General features: G+C 64.8%; 15 protein-coding genes. 5 read left to right on the top strand and 10 right to left on the bottom strand.

Going from position 1 to position 18,483, the window contains the following annotated elements; genetic code table 11:
* Positions 1 to 66: 66 nt before the first annotated feature.
* On the top strand, positions 67 to 1,212 hold the full coding sequence (locus tag O3I_RS25190; RefSeq protein WP_041562866.1) for an FAD-dependent oxidoreductase: 1,146 nt from the start codon (positions 67 to 69) through the stop codon (positions 1,210 to 1,212).
* A 1,692-nt stretch (positions 1,213 to 2,904) separates the two neighbouring features.
* Here O3I_RS25190 and O3I_RS44090 read toward each other — a convergent pair.
* From O3I_RS44090 to O3I_RS45635, 7 genes are all read right to left on the bottom strand, one after another.
* Positions 2,905 to 3,222, bottom strand: a complete 318-nt coding sequence (locus O3I_RS44090) for a cold shock domain-containing protein (protein ID WP_193364881.1) — start codon at positions 3,220 to 3,222, stop codon at positions 2,905 to 2,907.
* 388 nt (positions 3,223 to 3,610) lie between these two features.
* Positions 3,611 to 3,976 (bottom strand): hypothetical protein, encoded by a 366-nt coding sequence (locus O3I_RS25175; protein WP_014985812.1) that lies wholly within the window; start codon positions 3,974 to 3,976, stop codon positions 3,611 to 3,613.
* A gap of 244 nt (positions 3,977 to 4,220) precedes the next feature.
* Positions 4,221 to 5,084: a hypothetical protein gene (locus O3I_RS25170; RefSeq protein WP_141692100.1), complete on the bottom strand. Its 864-nt coding sequence runs from the start codon at positions 5,082 to 5,084 to the stop codon at positions 4,221 to 4,223.
* Positions 5,085 to 5,096: 12 nt separating this feature from the next.
* Positions 5,097 to 8,111 carry a hypothetical protein gene (locus O3I_RS25165; RefSeq protein ID WP_202804875.1) on the bottom strand — a complete coding sequence of 1,005 codons (3,015 nt, stop codon included), beginning with the start codon at positions 8,109 to 8,111 and terminating at the stop codon, positions 5,097 to 5,099.
* A 201-nt stretch (positions 8,112 to 8,312) separates the two neighbouring features.
* A complete protein-coding gene (locus O3I_RS25160) occupies positions 8,313 to 9,536 on the bottom strand; it encodes an MFS transporter (RefSeq protein ID WP_014985809.1) in 1,224 nt (407 codons plus the stop codon).
* Between the two features lie 144 nt (positions 9,537 to 9,680).
* Positions 9,681 to 10,940 (bottom strand): cytochrome P450, encoded by a 1,260-nt coding sequence (locus tag O3I_RS25155; RefSeq protein ID WP_167829178.1) that lies wholly within the window; start codon positions 10,938 to 10,940, stop codon positions 9,681 to 9,683.
* Positions 10,941 to 11,656: 716 nt separating this feature from the next.
* Positions 11,657 to 12,316, bottom strand: a complete 660-nt coding sequence (locus O3I_RS45635) for a helix-turn-helix domain-containing protein (RefSeq protein ID WP_051066757.1) — start codon at positions 12,314 to 12,316, stop codon at positions 11,657 to 11,659.
* A 793-nt stretch (positions 12,317 to 13,109) separates the two neighbouring features.
* Between O3I_RS45635 and O3I_RS42970 the strand changes: the two genes are divergently transcribed.
* The 3 genes from O3I_RS42970 (at position 13,110) to O3I_RS25130 (ending at position 14,875) form a co-directional block, all read left to right on the top strand.
* Positions 13,110 to 13,535, top strand: a complete 426-nt coding sequence (locus O3I_RS42970; protein ID WP_014985805.1) for a hypothetical protein — start codon at positions 13,110 to 13,112, stop codon at positions 13,533 to 13,535.
* Between the two features lie 316 nt (positions 13,536 to 13,851).
* The gene (locus O3I_RS25135) at positions 13,852 to 14,307 is read left to right on the top strand and encodes a hypothetical protein (protein ID WP_014985804.1); all 456 of its coding nucleotides are present in this window, start codon (positions 13,852 to 13,854) and stop codon (positions 14,305 to 14,307) included.
* A 256-nt stretch (positions 14,308 to 14,563) separates the two neighbouring features.
* Positions 14,564 to 14,875: a methyltransferase gene (locus O3I_RS25130; RefSeq protein WP_041564320.1), complete on the top strand. Its 312-nt coding sequence runs from the start codon at positions 14,564 to 14,566 to the stop codon at positions 14,873 to 14,875.
* Between the two features lie 366 nt (positions 14,876 to 15,241).
* Here O3I_RS25130 and O3I_RS25125 read toward each other — a convergent pair whose 3' ends face one another.
* The gene (locus tag O3I_RS25125) at positions 15,242 to 16,021 is read right to left on the bottom strand and encodes an alpha/beta fold hydrolase (RefSeq protein WP_014985802.1); all 780 of its coding nucleotides are present in this window, start codon (positions 16,019 to 16,021) and stop codon (positions 15,242 to 15,244) included.
* A gap of 222 nt (positions 16,022 to 16,243) precedes the next feature.
* A complete protein-coding gene (locus O3I_RS25120) occupies positions 16,244 to 16,624 on the bottom strand; it encodes a hypothetical protein (protein ID WP_014985801.1) in 381 nt (126 codons plus the stop codon).
* 562 nt (positions 16,625 to 17,186) lie between these two features.
* Between O3I_RS25120 and O3I_RS25115 the strand changes: the two genes are divergently transcribed.
* The gene (locus O3I_RS25115; protein WP_014985800.1) at positions 17,187 to 17,486 is read left to right on the top strand and encodes a DUF6506 family protein; all 300 of its coding nucleotides are present in this window, start codon (positions 17,187 to 17,189) and stop codon (positions 17,484 to 17,486) included.
* A gap of 74 nt (positions 17,487 to 17,560) precedes the next feature.
* Here O3I_RS25115 and O3I_RS25110 read toward each other — a convergent pair whose 3' ends face one another.
* A complete protein-coding gene (locus O3I_RS25110) occupies positions 17,561 to 18,442 on the bottom strand; it encodes a LysR family transcriptional regulator (protein ID WP_014985799.1) in 882 nt (293 codons plus the stop codon).
* Positions 18,443 to 18,483: the final 41 nt, after the last annotated feature.

The following is an 18,483-nucleotide window of genomic DNA, read 5'->3' as shown; positions in this document are numbered from 1 at the left end:
TTGCGGTGCAAGTACATGCAAGGTATGCGCAAGATCCGTGCAATCGAGCACTCGCAGAGTCGAGGCATGGCACAGACACCCGACCTGCACCACACTCCCGTCACCGTCATCGGTGCCGGACTCGGCGGATTAACGCTGGCCCGCGTGCTGCACCTGCACGGCATACCGGCCACGGTGTACGAGGCCGAACTCTCACCGAAGGCGCGCGCGCAGGGCGGGCTGCTCGACATCCACAGCTACAACGGACAGCTCGCGGTCGAAGCGGCTGCCTTGTCGAAGGAGTTCCGTGCACTTGTTCTAGAGGGCCGTCAGGCGGTCCGAGTGCTCGACAAGCACGGGAACGTCCTGGTCGACCTGCCCGACGACGGCACGGGTGGCCGTCCCGAAGTGCAACGCGGTGAGTTACGTCAGATGCTGCTCGACGCGCTTGCGGACCACACCGTCCAGTGGGGCCGCAAAGTCAGCGGCACCCGCGCTCTCGGTGCGGGCAAGCACGAGGTGACCTTCGACGACGGCCGCAGCATCGTCACCGATGTGCTGGTCGGCGCGGACGGCGCGTGGTCCCGAGTCCGGCCGCTATTGTCTTGTGCCACACCGGAATACGTGGGTGTGGCGTACGTCGAAACCGTGATGTCGGACGCCGACACCCGGCATCCGGCCGCCGCGAAGCTGGTCGGCGGCGGGACGATGACGGCGCCGGCACCGGGCAAGGGGATCCACGCCCATCGGGAGAAAGGCGGCACTTTGCGCACGTATGCACAGCTCGCCAAGCCGCTGGACTGGTTCGCCGCCATCGATTTCACCGATGTCGCTGCGGCCACCGCGCGAATCGCGCGGGAATTCGACGACTGGGCTTCGGAACTCACGGCGTTGATCACCGACGGTGACGCTGAACCGGTCTTTCGGCCGCTCTACACGCTGCCGATCGAGCATCGCTGGGAACGGGTGCCGGGAGTGACGTTGATCGGCGACGCCGCCCACCTGTCGATCGCGAACGGCGAAGGCGCCAACCTGGCCATGCTCGATGGTGCCGAACTCGGCAAAGCCTTGGCCACACACCCTGATGATGTCGAGGCCGCGCTGCGCAAGCACGAGCGGACCATGTTTCCGCGCAGCGCGAAGGCGGCAGCCGAAGGTGTCGAACTCCTAGAGCACCTCTCCAGCGACAACGGCGTCCAGCGCCTGCTCGAAACCCTCACCCGACAGGATTGAGCGGCGGCCGCAAGCACGAGCTCGTCCGTCCGGTGTTTCGCCGGACCGGTCGCACAGGGCCAGGAACCCTGACCCCCAGCGGTCGAAGGCGGTCACATCGCCATGGTCGGCGTCGCATCGCGTCCCCGGTCCGCGTCGACGACGCTGACACGGCTCGCCGTCGCCACCCGGCGGGCCACACCGGGTGAAACACCATCCCGCCGCGGCCACCGGACCCGCAACCAGAACGACCCGGGCGAGCACCGCCCACGGCGAGAGCCCCTGAATCGCAGGCACTGCCGGCATCGACCAAGCCAACAGCCCGAAACCCACCACAAGAGACGGCGGGGTGCCAGTGCAAGGGGCCGGCCGCGGCGAAGCAAGAGGGCCCGGCGGCGCCTGCTCGGGAAGTACGGCGGCCAGCCGCGCAGCGTAACCACATCACGGGCGGGGCCGAGTACGCACCGGCCAACTTCGGCCCGGACCAAGCAGACTCGGCGCCCCGACCAAAGGACCGAGTTTTCACGGCCTGGCCACGCGCCAGTAATACTCGAGAGGACCGGGCCGTTTCAGTGTGCCGATATACTGGCTTCGTCTGGTCCAGATTCGCGTCATCGACTGAGTTGATCTGGGGGCCAGGTGGTTTCGTCGTAGGCGACGCTACTGCGACCAGGACTTGACTGTTCCTTCAGCAAGACGCTGCTGCCAGTACGCCCGATCCTCTGGGCTCATGGCCGGCAAGGCATCTCGGCATGCCTGACGGGCTTCCTCTTCTTGTTCTTCGAGGAGGAACTCCCTCCGACGTTCTGGACTCATCATGTCCCATGCTATTTTCCGGACTTTCGGATTCCAGCCAGACATCGACGCTCCATTCTATTTCCGCGATTGTCTCAGAATCTCGCCGGCGCCCAGATGAGATACAGGCTGCACGGCAGTGCGCCGCCTGCGGTGGGGCACCGGAAGACCGGCCACCACGGGCATGTCCGTCGCAGCCCGACCTCCAATTGCCATAACCAATGTAATAACGCACAACCGCCGGCGCAGTCGGTCAACCGAACGACACGACGAGGCGTTCACCTTGCCGACGGCCACGAGGGTGGAAACGACTCGCGGTGGTCTTAGATCGTCAACCCCAATGAGTAGTCATTTGGCTGAGGTCGCTGCGAGCGGCGCCACCATCCGACGAATCGGCCGACTCGCCCCTGGAGTGGTCGTCTCTGCCACCGCATCCTCCACCTCGAGACACTCGAACAAGGCTTCGCTGACCACCTCCAAACCTCTCCGGAACTCGTTCGTCGGGCCGGACCGGTGGATCCGCACAGCGCCGTAGTTCCTGCCGAGATGGTCGGGTGCCAGGAGCACGTCATACCTGCATCAGCGCCGCGACCCGAGCCAGTTCTCGGCGGAGGCGATGAACGGGTACTGGGTGGCGTTCTGGCGGCGAGAAGCCCCGACGATCGCCTCAGGGCAGTGGGAGAGACTCAGCCTGCGACCGACCCGCCGCGCGCAGTGGGCCGCGCTGCTGGGCGCATCGACTCTGGCCGAGATTGTGACAATCGAGACCGGCGGCGACTCAGTACGAAGCCGACGGCCCCACAACCGATTTCGATACACCGTCGGTGACGGTGCGTGCGGAGTGGTCGGGGGTGAGCGAGATAGCCGCCGGTTATGCCGGAGGTGATGCCCGCGCCCTTGCACCGAACGTTCGTTGTTCTATTCGTCTATCTGGTGTCGCTGGTTGGTGATGGGATCGATATCCCAGGCGGCCATGGTCATGCCTTGGCCTGCCTGCCGGGTCTGTGGTTCGACGGGTGCGGCACCCTCGGGCCAGACCCGCACGGCACGAAAGTCATACCCGTCCTGTTCGGCAGGCTCCCACTCGAATTCCACCCGTTGACCGTTGTCGAGGTTTCGACGCTCGAACTTCAACGCGGCGAACGAGACCCAGCATCCACCTGGAACGCTCGGAGCATCAATGACACCCCACCCCTCCTCGACACGCCACTCCCGGACGACGCCCCGGTCACTCATCGGCGCTGCCTTGGCCAGTGTGCGGACGTGGGATGGGTGTTGTGGTTCCCGAGGTTCGGGTCAGCTGCCACCCCGCCCGGGAGAGCATCCAGGCGGTCAGGATTCCGGTCATGACCCCGACCATAATCGAAGTCAACACGAGCAGCCACGGACTGGGCCAACCATGCATCTGCGCAACGGTTCCCGGCGGTGATACCTGAACGTACTGGCCGTCTTGCTGGAATATCTCGATGTCGATGGACACATTCGATATTGCCCATAATGTCAGCCCAGTTAGAACTCCCAGCGCTGCACCGTAAGAGCCGAGAAGTACGAATAAGACATGCACTCTTCTCAGCGATTCTCGCGCGCGAACCGATCTGACCATGTGGCTACTCTCCGTGCGTCCTTACCTCTTGATGAACTGATAGGCATGACCGAATTGAGCGAGGGTCACACCATAGGCTATGCTGCCGTTCGGCTTCTTCCGGACTGTATTGTTGGTGAATTGACAAGTTCCGAACAGCTGATATTTATCGTACTCCACATTGTTCGGGATGCTGCCGTGGTACTGATAGGTGATAGGTAGGTCCTTGTGGCTTTTGTCCTGATACCAGCTCTGTGGCTCGCCGTTGCGGGTCAGCCACGTCAAGCAGCCCATCCGGGTGTTGAGGCCATTGATGCCTTTGTTGATCATGAAGTCGCTGAGGTGGAAGGTCCAGGTGAACACTTTGGTGTCGTAGCTCTCCCGCGGCTGCGCCGCATCGAAGGTCAAGTACCTACCGTCAAAGCGTGAAACCCGTAATTCCTTTCGCGACAACGCCGTTGCGGCCATCGTGCAACGCAGCCAGGACGACTGGTCGCCCCTGTTGCAGAAGTTGTTCACCAAACGCGCGGCAATCTTGCGGGGTACCCATGCCCGCGAGCAGCGTGGCACTGATGATCCGGCCGATTCGGTGGCAGCTCGAGTTACCGCGCATCCTGGTCTCTCCAGGCCGCGGGACGTTGCCGGGGTTGGTTCAGAATGGCAACACTATCGACTCGATGCGGTTGGCGGCGCCGATCGGTTCCTTGAGGTAGTTCTGTGCCTCGATGATGGTGTGCCACATCTTGCCTGCCTGGTCGTCGATGATTCGTGTCTCGGTGGCGGTGATTTCGGCGAAGACCACGTGCCCCTCACCTTGGAAGAACACCACGTAGCGGCCGACGGCCCTGCGTTGGATCGCTTGCAGGAGATCGACTGGCTTGGCCCCGAGCCGGATGCCGACCCTTTCGAACCAATTCCGGGCGTAGCTCACTGCGTCCCGGTAACTCGCTATGGAGACTTTGGGGACGCCGAAGTTCCGTACCAGTCGATCGACAGGGACTTCGACGCCTGTCATCTCCAGGATCGCTCGTGCTGCGGTATGCGATGTGCAGTCTCGGGTCAGGTTGATGGACGCGCCGACGTGGTAGGGCACCGGCGTGGAAGCCTTTGCCGTGGCATACGCCTTCGCGAGCTCGCACGCGACCCAGACCGCCCGGGTGGCGAAAAGTTCTGCCTCGTAACCAGCTTTGGCTCCCTCCTCGAATCCTTGGCGCAGTACCCGCGCCATGGCGATGCTCGTGCTGGGCGGCAGCTTCGGCAGAGAGTCATAGGCGTTCTTCACCAGGGCGATAGCTTCGAGTCTGCGTTCGGGGGGCAGCCTGTCCCAGAGCGCGACGCCTTGCACAACCCCGCCTTCGGCGAATAGACCGAGAAAATATTTCTCCCACGCCGCGAACTCACCGTATGCGATCCCCACACGGCGGCCCGCCGCTCGAGCAGCCGCGAGGTCCGGCGGGAGCGGCAAGGGGCGGAATACTCCTGGCGCCGGCGCCGGGGTGGCAGCAGGTGTGGCCATGGTCGGCTCCGTTCAGGCGATCTCGGTGAGGTCGCTGGTGATCGCGATGTCAGTGCCGGAGGTAGGGGTGTACTCGGTCCACTCGGCGATCAACGCGCCCTTCATCCCCGGCTGGACCACGGCGAACGGCGTCGCCGAGCCGTCGTGGTCGTAACGCAACCGGGCCACGACCAGGCGGGTCGCGTCGAGGACGGCGGTGATGGGCTGCGATTCCTGGATGACTCGCCCCTCGGCGTCGCGGTTGTCCGCGGAATCGATGACGACGCGCTCGCCGACCACGAATCCGACCGTGGAGTCGACCTTGATGGTGACCGGACTCTCGCTCGCTCGCACCACCGCGTTCGATGCCGCGTAGACGGCGTCCTGCAGGCGGGTCGCGGTGCGAGCCGGGTTGGCCGGTGGGATGCCCGGGTAGTTGCGGTCGTCGTAGGCCGCGATTTCCTGAGCGATGCGCAGGTATCTGGCGTCGGGCTCGAATTCGGGGCTGGTGAAACCACTTTCGGCAAACTTGAGCCAGGTGTCTTCGAACCCTTTGCGCACCGTCAGCACCACGCGCGCGGCACCGGCTCGCAGGAATGCTTGCCGCGTGGCGTCCGGATGCTGCAGGTCGCGGACGAAATCCCAGCTCTTCGGCGTATCCCAGAAATACGAGTACAGGAAGCTGACCACGTTCTCCCATTCGATGGCCTGGTTGATCAGCCGCACAAGCCGCTCGTGTTGTCGTACCGCCGCCATGTCTTTGTCATCGATCTCGAGGTTGTTCGCGACGAACCCGATGCCGTACGCCGCTTGGCTCGCGCCGCCGCTGTCGATGCTGGCCTTGTCGAACGCGGTGATCGCGCCGTCGGCCATGTACTGATAGGCCTCGCCCGCGATGAACCGGACGACGCCCTTCATGATCTCGTCGCTTTCCTCGCGTCGCAGTGTCAGCGTGTCGACGCCGTTCAGCCGCTGTTCCAGCTGCTGGATCCGCGTGGCGATATCCTGCTGCTCGGCGAAGTACCGTGTTTGCGCGGCATTGAACAACGCAGTCCACACATCGGATTTCCATTGGTCGATCGCGCGCTCGGTCGGCTGGAACCGGACGGTCAGCTGGACCGATTGGGTGGCGACCTCGTCCCAGAAGAACACCACAACGGGCGATCCAGTCGCGCCTGCGAGGAAGTTGCCGCCATCGGTGTTGCGTCGCAACACAGTTCCCGCGGGAAAAACGTACTCCTTGTTGGGCGGGAAGCTGGGAATGTAGAGCGAGGTTCCGATGACCGAGAATCGGCCGATCGTATCGTTGTAGCGTTCCATCCGCCCGTCGATGGTGACGTCGAGGATCTCGTTGTCGGCCGGAATGCCATCGAGTGTCCGCTGGGTAACGAAGCGATCCTTCGGCGTTCCCCCGTCGTAGGCCCGGTAGGCGATGGGCGGATGCGCTTTCGGCGGCAGCGGCACGTTCTGCGCGTCGTATCGGTCGGCGAGCACGCGATAGTGCGGCTGTGTCTCACCGGCGCGCACTTCTTCGGTGATATCGCTGAACGGGACGGTGAATTCGAACGGGCCGAGTCGGCTCTTCAACTGCTCGAGTTCCTTGTGTGCCGCGCGCATCGCCGCGCCGGGCTCGGGGATCACGATGTCGTAGGTCAGCCGTAGACCATATCGGTAGAGCCGCACCCGCCATTTACGCATCATGCTGAAGTAATCGACCCGGATGGGCTCGGTCTCGCTCGGGTTGCGCAGCTTCCGTGTGGTCGACATCTCCGAGCCCGTCACGGTGGTCGTCGAGATAGTGACCTTGTGCTCCTGCTTGGACCGGGTAGATGCCTTCTCTGTCAGGGTCTTCGCGTGTTTCCTGCTATCGGCGGCCGACTGTGATTCCGAGCCCTGTGCACTGAAACCGGAGCTCGCCGATCCGGAGATGACGGGTATTCCGCCGGAGACCGTTCCCGTGACATTGAATTGATTCGAATGCTGGGTCTGCGAGTTCGTCGACTGTGCCAGCTCAGTGTTGTCGGTGACCCCCGTTTCACTGAACTCTTCGAGCGAATCGGTGACGATGGAGGTGAACTCCTTCGTCCGCACCGACCATTCCTTGTGCACGACTGCGGTTTCCTCCATCGGCGCCAGCGGAACCGTTGCGATCAACTCGCCACGTTCCAGCCCGGCCGGAGCCATCTCCAGTCGCTCCAGATTCAACATGCCCAACGGGCTTTCTGCGGTGACAAGGGCAAGCCCTTGTGTGGCCGTACTCGCCGCGAGCACGGCCTGGCGTAGGCTCTCAACTTCCGATGGACTTGCCGTTTCCAGCCGCCTGCGGCGCACCTCGGTCAACGCGTGCCCGAACGCGAGCAACCGATCCAACGGCAGCGCTGCAAAGTCGCCCGGCCACGGTCGTGCTGCGCCCTGAACGCCCGCACATGACCGCAGCAGTGCCGGCATCGCCGCGCTGCTCTCATCGCGCGAAGTCTGCTCCGCCAGCAGTGCCACGGCTGCGTCGACCTCGTCCGGCCGCAACTCGAGCTGACCGACGAAACCCGACTTCACCAGCGCGTGACCGGTTTGGGGCACCGGAACGGTTAATGGCACGAGGGTGGCCTTCTCGATTTGGCGGGTCGCGCTCGTCAGCACCAACGGCTTTACCGGAAAACCATCGTCCAGATTTTCCGCTGTCTCGCTATCAGCTGCCTGATCCATGGTTGGAGAATGCCGACAGCGCCGCTGACCCACAATGGTTCGGTCGATTGAACGGACCGAGGAGACGACGAGTATGACTTCGGCCCGAACGCGCCCGAAGACGCTGTGCCAAACCTCTGGCAGCGGCGATAACACTGAGCCACGACGCAACGTCCCGACTGTGAACGCTGTGGCGGCCCAACTGCTTCGGTACGTGGCCGTGTCGTCTGCGGGTACCCGGTGGAGGCCAGGATCGTGTCGAACAGTATGCCGCCCGCGGCGAGGTTGATGATCGCCGTGGTGGCAATGGTGCCTACGACGACGCAGACGCTCAACCTCCATGCCATGACAGGGTCGGACCTGCACCGAAGGATGGGGCGAACGCGGTGCGTTCGCCTACGCGCCGAACGGCGGCGATGCCGGCACCGAGGGCGTCCGGACGTCCTCGGACAGCGCGAGCGGAAGGGCGCGGTCGCGGGTGCAGCGGATGTAGCTGTGTGGGTTCGCTTGGTCGATCGTCGAGATACACGAGTTCTCGGCGATGTCAGGCTGAACACCCACCGGAATTCAGGCGTGGCCGGCTTCGCGTTCGGCGGCGGTGATCCGCTCGTCGGTCACGACCCACAGGCCGGTCAGGGTCGACAGGATGAGCAGGGCCATGACGGCGAAAACCGCCCGCAACCCGAACAGTTGGGCCAGCACACCCCCGGCGGCGGCACCGAGCGGCCTACTACCCCAGGCGACGAGCCGGTAGCTGCTGGAGACCCGCCCCAGTAACCGGTGGGGAATGATCCGCTGCCGCAGCGACACTACGATCACGTTCCACAGCATGAGACCAACACCCGCAAGGAAGAACCCGGCGCCCACGGCCCAGGGGTTCGCGGTTACGGCTGGGATGCCAACCGATAGCGCGCCACTGAGGAGAGCCACGGCTAGCGCGCGAGATCGACCCAGCACACGCTCGATCCGAGCGGCGACGAATGAGCCGCCCAGTGCCCCGCCGGCGAAAGCGGCAAGGACGATTCCGTACGCCTGCTCAGCCAACCCCATGGCCGACCCGGGCCCTACCGCGTACAGCACCAGGATGGCCATCATCGCCTCGGTCGCGATGTTGAAACCCCCGGTCATCACGGCGAGGGTCCGCAGGATCTGGTGTCGCCGCAGGTACCGCAAGCCCTCGTTGATATCAGCCCGCACGGTGCTGCGATGCGTCCGTTGGACCCGGAACCGGCCGGGAACGAGGAACAACGCAACGATCGCCAGACCCCACAGAGCCGCCGGGATGCCGAACGCCAATGCCGCGCCACCCGCGATCAACAACCCGGCCAGGGGCGGGCCGACGAATTCGTTGGCCGTCAGCTCGACCGCGAACAGGCGACTGTTGGCGCGTGAAAGCTGGTCCCGCCGCACCACCTGCGGCAAGATCGCTTGCGCGGCAGTGTCGTAGATAGTTTCGGTGAGTCCTAAGGCGAACACGACCGCATACAGCAACCAAATCGACCCGATATCGAGCACGATGGCCAGCGCCAGCACGCCGACAAGCCCTGCCCGCGTACCGTTGGCTCCGAGCATGACTCGACGCCGATCCACCCGGTCCACCAACGCCCCTGCCGGCAGCGCGCACAGCCACGGCAAGCTCACCGCGACACCGATACTCGCCACCAGCATGGGCGACCGGGTGTATTGGATGGCCACCAGCGGCGCACCGACCTTGACGATCCCGTCCCCCAGATTCGACGAGCCCGACGAGCCCCACAGCCACCAGAACGCGCTTCCCAGTGACGCACTCATGACCTGAGCTGTTTGGTCAGTTCAGCCACGACGCATTGGTGGGCGGATAGACCACTTCGATATCGCTGGGCGCGCCAAGGTAGCCGCCGTCCCCTCCAAGATCCGCTGACCCGATTACCTACCCAGCGTCGCATGATGAAGCACTTAGTTTGCCCTCCTCATGTGCAGCTTGTAGCCGGCCGGGCTCAATTGGCTGCTCGCATCCGGAACGACTGTTCCCTCCAACTCGATGTGCAGGTTCCTCAGCAGCACGGCAAGGATGGTCGACATCTCGACCCGAGCGAAATTCGCGCCCAAGCACCGCCGAGGCCCACCGCTGAATGGCGCATAAGCGCCGGGTGGAGGAGACAACCCCTCCCAGCGTCGACTGTCGAAGCGCTCGGGATCTTCAAAGCAGGTGGCCAGTCGGTGGATCACCCAGAATGGCAAGACGGCGCGCGAGTGCGCCGGAAGCGTCCAAGCCCCGCACGTGCTCTCCTCTTCGATCGCGCGATCGGAGATCCAGATCGGCGGCCAGAGACGCAGCGTCTCGTCGATGACCCGCTCGAGAGTGCGCGATCGCCCGCCAGGAGCCCACTCAGCGTTAGCCGCCTCAATAGCCAACCGTCGCTCGACTGGGTTCTGAGCCAGTTCTACCATCGCCCAGGAAATCCCGGCTGCTGGAACCCAATGCGCTGCAAGCAGGATTGAGGTGAGGGCGTTGATCATCATCTCCTCTTTAGCGCCGTTGCATTTGAGAACGTCCACCACCCCGCCCTCGCCGGGGCTTTCAATCGCTTTCCGCAAGACACGCCGCAGATCACGTAGCCGCCTACCAGCCGCCCACTCGCGTGGCTGCAGCGCCTTCAGATACGCCGGAAACTCGAACGTGCTCAGAAAGATCGGGAAGAGCGCATCAAGCGCGGCCTGCGACGCATCGAGAACTGCAGACGCGTCGCGACTCCCGAAGCAAAATCGCGCGATCGATCGCGAGGTCAAGCCTTCGATCGACTCGGGGAGGTCTGCGACACAGCCGCGCATCGCCAACTCATCCACGAGCGTTTCCGCCTCAATAGCGAGCCAGGTCGCGTGTTCGGCGAGTATCTCGGTGGTCATGCCCCGAATCACCGCGCGACGCGTCGACATCCAGTCGGCGAGTTGTGGGGATCCTGGAACTTCCTTCGCCTTACGGAGACGGAGGTCGCGGTCCTTTGCCGTCTTACGGTTGGTAACCCGTAGAACGTCATGTACTTCCTCTGCGCCGGTGACGAGGAATGTTTTCGGCCACAGTTCGACTACGGGACCGTGGTCACGCGCAGCGGCATAGAGAAAAGCTAGCCGATCTTTGCTGTAGGAAAGGATGGCGGATGTTCGATCAAGCGGGATAGCCGGAATTTTCCTGACCTCCATACGTGCCGTCGACAACCCAGATCCTGATATCATGGCCCCTCACCCTGCTTTGTATTATTCTCCTAGTGGAGGAAATGCCGCCGCAGGGAATTGAGACCGCCCTCCCCGCGGCGGTATTTACACCTTGTTATTTCCACGTGTGCGTTGCCTGGCGTTCCTTGATGCCTACCAGCCGGGCAATCGAGAACATCACCCGCTGAGCAATCGATGCACGTACCATTCTTTTCACCTCCTCTCACGTCTCCCGACAGGCCTTGGGTGTGAGCCCGTCAACGAAACCTTCGCTTGAGTCGGCAACACGATCAGAGTCCTCGAGGGCCGCGAGCACAGTCCCGCCCTCAGTGATGTACCGCCCGGGCGCCTTTCTTGTCGCCGAGGTACGTTCTTTTCGTGTGCTGCTGTCCACCCGACCAAATCGCGAACCAGCTTCGAGGCGGCCGCTATCCCTGTCGTATCCGACTGTTGGGTGTCGGGTCTTGAACGAATGGGAACCCTGCGTCTCGCGATGCCGCGGTGTAAGTGCGAATTTTGGCGCGCCGCAGCCCACAACGCGGTGTTCTGTAATCCCAGGAAGCATTGAACCCCCTCCCAACTCGCATCCCGGTCGGGTGTGCAGGATCTCATTGTTTCCGATCGCTGAGGGTCGGGTCTTGAACGAATGGGAACTGCGCGACGACGAGAGCTGGCATGGCGCAGGTGAGGTTCCCGTTGTGCCCGGTATCGCCTCAACCTCAGCGGTGAGGCCAGTCGACTGTCAGCTCGACGGGTGTGGTGCCGGCGAGGGCGCGGAACTCGCGGATGAGGTGGGCTTGGTCGCTGTAGCCGGTCATCTGCGCGACGCGGGCCGGAGGCGGGCGATCCCCAGGCTGGTGCAGTAGTTGCAGGGCTTGCTGGAAGCGGAGCACACGTGCCGCGGTCTTGGGCGTCAGCCCGATCTGCTCGCGAAACCGGGTCAACAGATGCCGCCGCGTCCAGCCCACCTCGGCGGCCAGCCGAGCGATCGAAACACGTCCGTTGGATCGGCACAATCGCTGCCACGCCCAGACCACCTGTGGTGCGGGCTGCGGGCCGTTCGCAGCCCGGACGGCGAGCACATCGTCGAGCAACGCCAAGCGCGCCTGCCATTCCGACGTCTCCGCCAGCCTGTCCACTATCTGTGCAGCCGGACGTCCCAATACGTCGACCAGGTCGAACACGGTGTCTGCGACTTCCGACAGGGGTACGCCCAGCAGCGTGTACGCCCCATGCGGGGACAGTCCCACCAAGATGCCCTGGCCATCAAAGCGGGCCAGTCCGGCGGGGCCCGTGCGCATACCGTAAACCGCCCCCGCAGGCACAGCGGTCGAGCCGTTCAGCCGGGGCAGCGCACCAATACTGATATCCAGGTTCACCTGGGTTGACGGCACCAAACGCAGCCGTGCCGATCCTCCCCGCTCAGGCCGATACCCTCGGTAACCACGCACACGGCCCGCCAGCAGCTGCCGGGGGGTGCCGTGCACAGTTTCCGAGATTCCTTCCCCTCTGTGGACCTGCTCGACCACAAATCCACGCTGCGCTGCTCTCGAGCGCCTTCCGACCATAGCGACCTCCCCAGATACACGGCCATCGTCGCAAAGCGGCACCGCTTCGTCGTCGTACCAGGACCGGACCTTCGCGTTACGTCCTGCTACGTACGTCCAGCATCGCGTACACGACCGATGCATCAAACAGCACGCACAGACTCCCGCACACCGCCATCGCCGAAACGTCCGAAGGCGTGAACTGCGCGTGGCCAGGCACATGACGGCGGTGGCTCCGGATCGGCGGCAGCGCAACGCTTTCGACGGACCTATCGGCACCGACGTCGTAACGGTCCGCGCACCGCCCTCGGAAGTCCCAGAGCTGGCGTGGCTGGTCGGTCGTGAATGCGTAGTACCGCAGTTGCTCTGGAGAGTTCCCGGTGGCGTGTAATGCATTCTCGGCGATCTGTTGCCCGCTGGTGCGCCCGGGCGGGTAGTCGCGCAGGACCAACGGGCCGTTCTCGATGGTTTCGACGCGGGCTCGCGTCGGTGAGAACCATCCCTGCACGCGCCGCGGTGTCCGGCAATCGGTGGTTCGTGGATCCCGGGGAATTCTGGAGACCGGCACGCGCAGCAGGGCTAGAGCGACCAGTGCGATCCTCGCTGGCTGGATTGGCTGGGGCAGATGGATGAGCGGCTCGATCGCTTCCTTGCCGAGGTCGCCCCGGAGGTGGCGGGCGCTGATCTGTGGTCTGCCGAGGGATTGGATCGTGCCGAACACGCACTGCTGCAACGCTTCCCCAAGCCCGGCACCGAAGACAGCCCCGCCAATCAACAGACCGTCGATGGGTTCGCCCGTTTCGTCGGTGAAGTCTTTCGTCGTCATTTCGGCGGCCAGTGGTACAACGTTCCCGCGTACGACGACAGCCAACGCACGCGAGGGTTCGGGCCGGTGCTGTGCGAGGGCTATTGCTCGGGGTTCCTCGGTACCGTGCCGCTGGTGTCGATCGCTGTCCAGCGCCGCACCGGCACAGAGTGGCGCCGCGTTCTGGACTACTGCCACACCCGCTACACCGAGTGGGTCCAGTCCGGTCGGCCCACCCCGCCCTGATCAGGGCGCTTCTCGACTTTCGTCTTCGTTATCGGCCCGTGCCGAACTTGCCGCTACCGCGCCGTGGCGAGGTCGGCTACGAAATACTTCTGTAATGCCATCGCGCTGGTCTGTTGGAGCCGCGGCGTGCGCGGTCGGCCTGGTGATCAGGTCGTGTAGCTGGTGGGGCGCCACTCTGCCAGCGTCGTCGTGTTGGCGATGGCTGTCCAGAGCTCGCCGAGACCGTGCTGCAGTCGTTCGGTAAGGTCCTGCGGCCCCAGCACGGCAGCGTGCATCGCTGATGCATCATTTGCCGATCGCGGGGTAACTGGCACGCATGACGCAGATCTCCGATGCCCGCCTGGACGACGACAGTCCCACCGCCGACGACTACGACCCCGCCACCGTCGCGGCAGTCGGGAAACTGACCGAAGCGCTCGAGATCGTCGAAGCCGCGCGCGGGCATCTCTACAGCTTCCACCGCCTCACCGGCACCGCCGATTTCGCCGTCGAGACCGCGGCGACGATGTTGCGCGAAGCGGGCCACCCGGATTTCGCCGACCGCCTCCAGCGTGATCTGGTCGGCCGCAACGTGATTCCCGGCCGCTGGACCTTCCAGGTGGTCGAGGAATACGACGACACCTACTACGCCCGCTTCCGTGATTGGGAAGAACAAGCACGCCGTTTCACCGGCGGGCAGCGCCACCTGCACGAGGCCGAACTCAAACGAGCGCGCCGCACCGACGGGCAGACGGCCCACGAAGCGACCCCCGACGAATCGGCCAGTGATTAGCCCTCGATCATCTGGCGTCGACCGGACACTCCGGGGTGCCTCCGCGCTGTTTCCGCCCCCGCGGGCCGCACCCGCGGCGGGCCGTTGGGTTTCATGATGGTGCTCCAACTTCTTCTTCTGTCACCCCAGGTCGGCGTTCCTGCTTCGGCGAGCACGTGCTCGGCGCGTGGCGTCAGGACCGCACCTCGTTACGTGAGGCGCTTTCCTCGCGGTGATCATGATTGACTCGCCGACGAGCGGGCATCGCGTACAGGTGATGTTGATACGCACGCCCGGTGTCTACCGGCCACAGACCGATACCTGGCTCCTCGCCACCGCGCTGGCCGATGCCGCGCTGCCACCGGGGGGCCGGGTGGTGGACGTCTGTAGCGGCACCGGCGCGCTGGCGGTCCGCGCGGGTCTGGCCGGCGCGGCCGCGGTCACCGCGATCGATATCTCCCGCGCGGCGAGCATGTCCACCTGGCTCAATTGCCGGCTGCACGGCATCGACGTCGAGATCCTGCGCGGCGATTTCGAAACCGCCTTGGCGAACCGGGAATTCGATCTGCTGCTGGCCAATCCCCCGTAGGAATTGGTGGTGATCCGTGCCGACAAGACCCGAAAGTGACCGGCGGCGAATAACTTTCACCGACGACGATCTCAAATGCGACCGCTTACATGTCGCACTGTACCTCTACAACGGGCGTCGGAGCGGTGAGGACCTTTTGCGTAGCGTTTTACGATCGGAGATCCGGCTCTGGGGGGGGTAAGCGCCACGTCAAATAGCGCCCGGCCGCTGATTCCGCTTTCCGCTGAGCAGACACATACTGATCCCCCGTCGCGTTGGAGAACGAGACCGGCACCGGTGTCGCATCGACCCAGGCGAACGGTCTGCGTACCTGCAATCGGGGTAAGTGCGAGCAGGTCCACTGGTGCCCGGCCGGTCTGATCCGCGTCAGTTCGCGCCCTCGACCCGGGCGACCCACTCGGTCAGCAGGGCACGCAGAACCTCGGGCTGCTCGTGCGGCAACGCGTGTCCCGCGTCATCGATCACGGCCAAGGAGGCGCGCGGGTAGTGCTCGAGCGCGTCGATGGCGGCGCGGTAGCCGACCGTCGAATCCAGCCGCCCCGCAACGATCATCGTCGGTCCTGGGTACGGTGACGTCCCGTCGGCCGTGATCGCCCACCGTTGGCCGATGCGCTCGGCCGCCGCCGCGTCGACCAGTTCCACCGCCGGTGCGACGTATCGTTCGTACCGCTGCAGCATCTCCGGCGTCTGGATCACGAAGTAGCTGCGGAAGTCGTCGTTACCGATATCGCCCGAACCGGCGATGACGCGATGCTCCGGCACGTCGCGGATCCCGAGCAGGAGCGGGCACACGAGCGCGAGCGCCGCGAAACGTCGCGGTTCACGCCCGGCCATCGCCTGCGCGATATACGCGCCCGCCGAATGACCCGCCAGCAGCACGGCGTCCCCGTCGGCGACCGCGTCGGCGAAGCCGAGCAGCGTGCCAACCACATCGTCTGCGCTGCACAATTTTTCGGGAGCGGCCGTGTGCCCCATTCCGGGCAGATCGGGATAGATACGCCGCAGGTTCGCCATACCGGCGAACGCCTGCTCGAAGCAGGCCTCGGCTTCCCGGTGATCGACACCGCCGCCGTGCAACACCAGCACGGGCCGACCACTACCGTGCGCCACGTAGTGGACCACCACCTCACCGACGCGGATCTTCACGTCCGCAAACTACCGCGCCTGTAACCGGGTGGCAATCCTCGCGATCGGCCTAAACGCAACCGATTCCCACGAACTGCAGCCCTCGGCATAGCACGTGTGGGCGAGGCTGCGTGCCGACCGGAACGCCGCGGTCGGGGATGGAATGCAGAGGAAGTTCGGGCCGGCGGTGTCGGGCTCCGCCCGATGTCGTGAATGCGGTTGGCGTTCAACAGCATCAGCGCTTCAGTCGGGCACGGTGATCGTGGCCACGCACACCAGTACCAGCGCTACCGTGATCAGCCACATACCCGACAGGGGAGTGCCGGAGTGGAACAACGTCTGCACCAGAACGCCTATCCCGCAGCCGGACCCGACGAAGACGAGGTGGGCGGTCACCGACGCGTAGGCGCGGATGGTCCGGTCACGCGAGGAGGCTGCGCGCAGGGCGGCCCCCGTCGCGATCACGGCCAGCAAACTGCAGTCGACGAACAACACGACCCACATCGGGGCTGTGCCCCAGGGACGGAAGGGATAGACCTCGTTGGTTCGGATCAAAGCCCAACGGTCGTCGGTCAACTCGGCCAGCGGCTGGGTCTGGGCGGCCGCCCACAGCACGAAAGCCAACCCGACACAGCACCTTTGAAGCAGCCAGAGGTGATACCCCGAATCCGACGATGTCTCGCCATCGCTGCTACCACCAGGATCTGACTCCACGGACACCCTCGCTCGACGTACGTGCACAACTATTGTCGCTGTGCGGCGCGGTCACCGGAGCACTTTCAGGGCGGGGCGGTTCGAAACCGGCTTCGTCGGTGCGGCTGCCGCAGCAATGTCACGGCATCCGTCGCGAACCACATTGGCCAAACGCGGCCTCGGCGCAGGCTAGCGCGCTCGAATCGTGAGTATCTGGGTGCGAAGCGAAAGTCGCCTCGAAGAACCGGATTTCGCCGATTCGGTCCCCACGACCCGAACCCGCCACCCGGGTCAGTGAGCAGCGCTGCGGGGCAGCCGGCCCAGATCGGGGCGCGCCTGCTCGGACTGGCCGCTCCACCCCTGTCGGCGTCGTCGTGTTGCCGATGGTTGTCCAGGGCGCTCCGATAACGCCTTATGCGGTCGTCTCCTTGGTCGAACATGGTGTATCTGTTTCAGTGCAGGCTTAGACGGGTTCGCAGAGAGGTTCACACGCATGGCGCTTACGCACTGGGGGTTCATCTACACGGCGGCCGGTAGCGCCGCGGGCGGGCAGGACAGTGTGATGGACACCGGCGAGTGCCGCACCGTGCTGGTGGGCGTCGCGACTCCCGAAGAAGGGATCGAGGTGGCGCGCCGGCTGGTGCGCGACGGTGTTCAGCTGATCGAACTGTGCGGTGGATTCGGACCGGTGTGGGCCGGGCGCATCATCGAGGCCATCGATGGCGCTGTGCCGGTGGGCACGGTCGGATATGGGCCGGAAGCGGTGGACCAGGTTCACGCAATTTTCGCCTGACTGGGTCGAGCGAAACATCGACAAGGCCCCCGCACACGCAGGGTGACAGTCAGCGGCCGGTGCGCAAACGTGCCTCAGGCGGTCAGATGTTCTCTGGCGCACTGTCGGAACGCCGCCGTCAAACTGGAAGCTTCGGTGCGAGTGGCCAGGACGACCCGGCTCGGTGCGACACCGTGTAGCGGAATCAGGGCCAGGTCCGTCCGGGTGGTGTTGACGTGGCTGCGGGTGGCGACGGCGAGGGTGTCGCCGGCTGCCACGAATTCCCATGTGTCGTCGAGGGTGTTCATCGCGGGGCCAGTGGGGGCGGGTCGGCCGTCGGGTCGTGGTTCCAGGCGCCAGAAGGCGTGGGAGGCGGGGTCGAGGCCGGGTACCCATTGCAGGGGCTCGTCGGCGATGTCCGCGAGTACCGCGAACGGTTGCCCTGCCAGACGGTGGTCGCGGGGGACGACGAGGACGCGCGGTTCGTCGTAGAGGTGTGTGACGTGCAGCCGATCGGTGGGGAACGGCATGCGGGCGATAACGGCGTCGACTTGGCGGTCGTGTAGGGCTTCGGCGGGGCGGCGCCAGCCGAGATACGTGGTCTGTACGGTGGCTTCCCGGTGTCGGCGACGCAGTTCCCTGGTCGCCGCGGTGATCACCAGACCCGCGGTGTAGCCGATCGAAATGCTGCCGGAGCTGGTGGTCGCACGCGCGGCGGCCGTAGCTTCGGCAGCGGCGCTCAGCAACCTTCTGGCCTTGGGGACGAACGCCTGCCCGGCCTCGCTCAGCCGAGTGCCCTGTGGTGTCCGGTGGAACAGCTGTACCCCCAATTGCCGTTCGAGGCCGCGGATCTGGCGGCTGAGCGACGGTTGTCCCACATGCAGGGCGGCCGCAGCCCGGCCGAAATTCGCATGGTCGGCAACGGCCAGAAAGTAGCGGACCACCCGAAGGTCCAGATCCAGCGGCGGCACGGTCATCTCCCCACCGTAGCCCCGCCGACGGGCCGCGTGCCGCTGAC

The sequence above is a fragment of the Nocardia brasiliensis ATCC 700358 genome, assembly GCF_000250675.2.
GTDB lineage: Bacteria > Actinomycetota > Actinomycetes > Mycobacteriales > Mycobacteriaceae > Nocardia > Nocardia brasiliensis_B.
The sequence above is the reverse complement of the archived record's forward strand: the minus strand, read 5'-3'. Positions and strand labels throughout refer to the sequence as shown.

Bases quoted from the DNA above. Each gene is read 5' to 3' on its own strand.
- O3I_RS25190 (WP_041562866.1), top strand. From the start codon at position 67: ATGGCACAGACACCCGACCTGCACCACACTCCCGTCACCGTCATCGGT.
- O3I_RS44090 (WP_193364881.1), bottom strand. From the start codon at position 3,222: ATGAGTGACCGGGGCGTCGTCCGGGAGTGGCGTGTCGAGGAGGGGTGG.
- O3I_RS25170 (WP_141692100.1), bottom strand. From the start codon at position 5,084: ATGGCCACACCTGCTGCCACCCCGGCGCCGGCGCCAGGAGTATTCCGC.
- O3I_RS25160 (WP_014985809.1), bottom strand. From the start codon at position 9,536: ATGAGTGCGTCACTGGGAAGCGCGTTCTGGTGGCTGTGGGGCTCGTCG.
- O3I_RS42970 (WP_014985805.1), top strand. From the start codon at position 13,110: ATGGATGAGCGGCTCGATCGCTTCCTTGCCGAGGTCGCCCCGGAGGTG.
- O3I_RS25135 (WP_014985804.1), top strand. From the start codon at position 13,852: ATGACGCAGATCTCCGATGCCCGCCTGGACGACGACAGTCCCACCGCC.
- O3I_RS25130 (WP_041564320.1), top strand. From the start codon at position 14,564: ATGTTGATACGCACGCCCGGTGTCTACCGGCCACAGACCGATACCTGG.
- O3I_RS25115 (WP_014985800.1), top strand. From the start codon at position 17,187: ATGGCGCTTACGCACTGGGGGTTCATCTACACGGCGGCCGGTAGCGCC.
- O3I_RS25110 (WP_014985799.1), bottom strand. From the start codon at position 18,442: ATGACCGTGCCGCCGCTGGATCTGGACCTTCGGGTGGTCCGCTACTTT.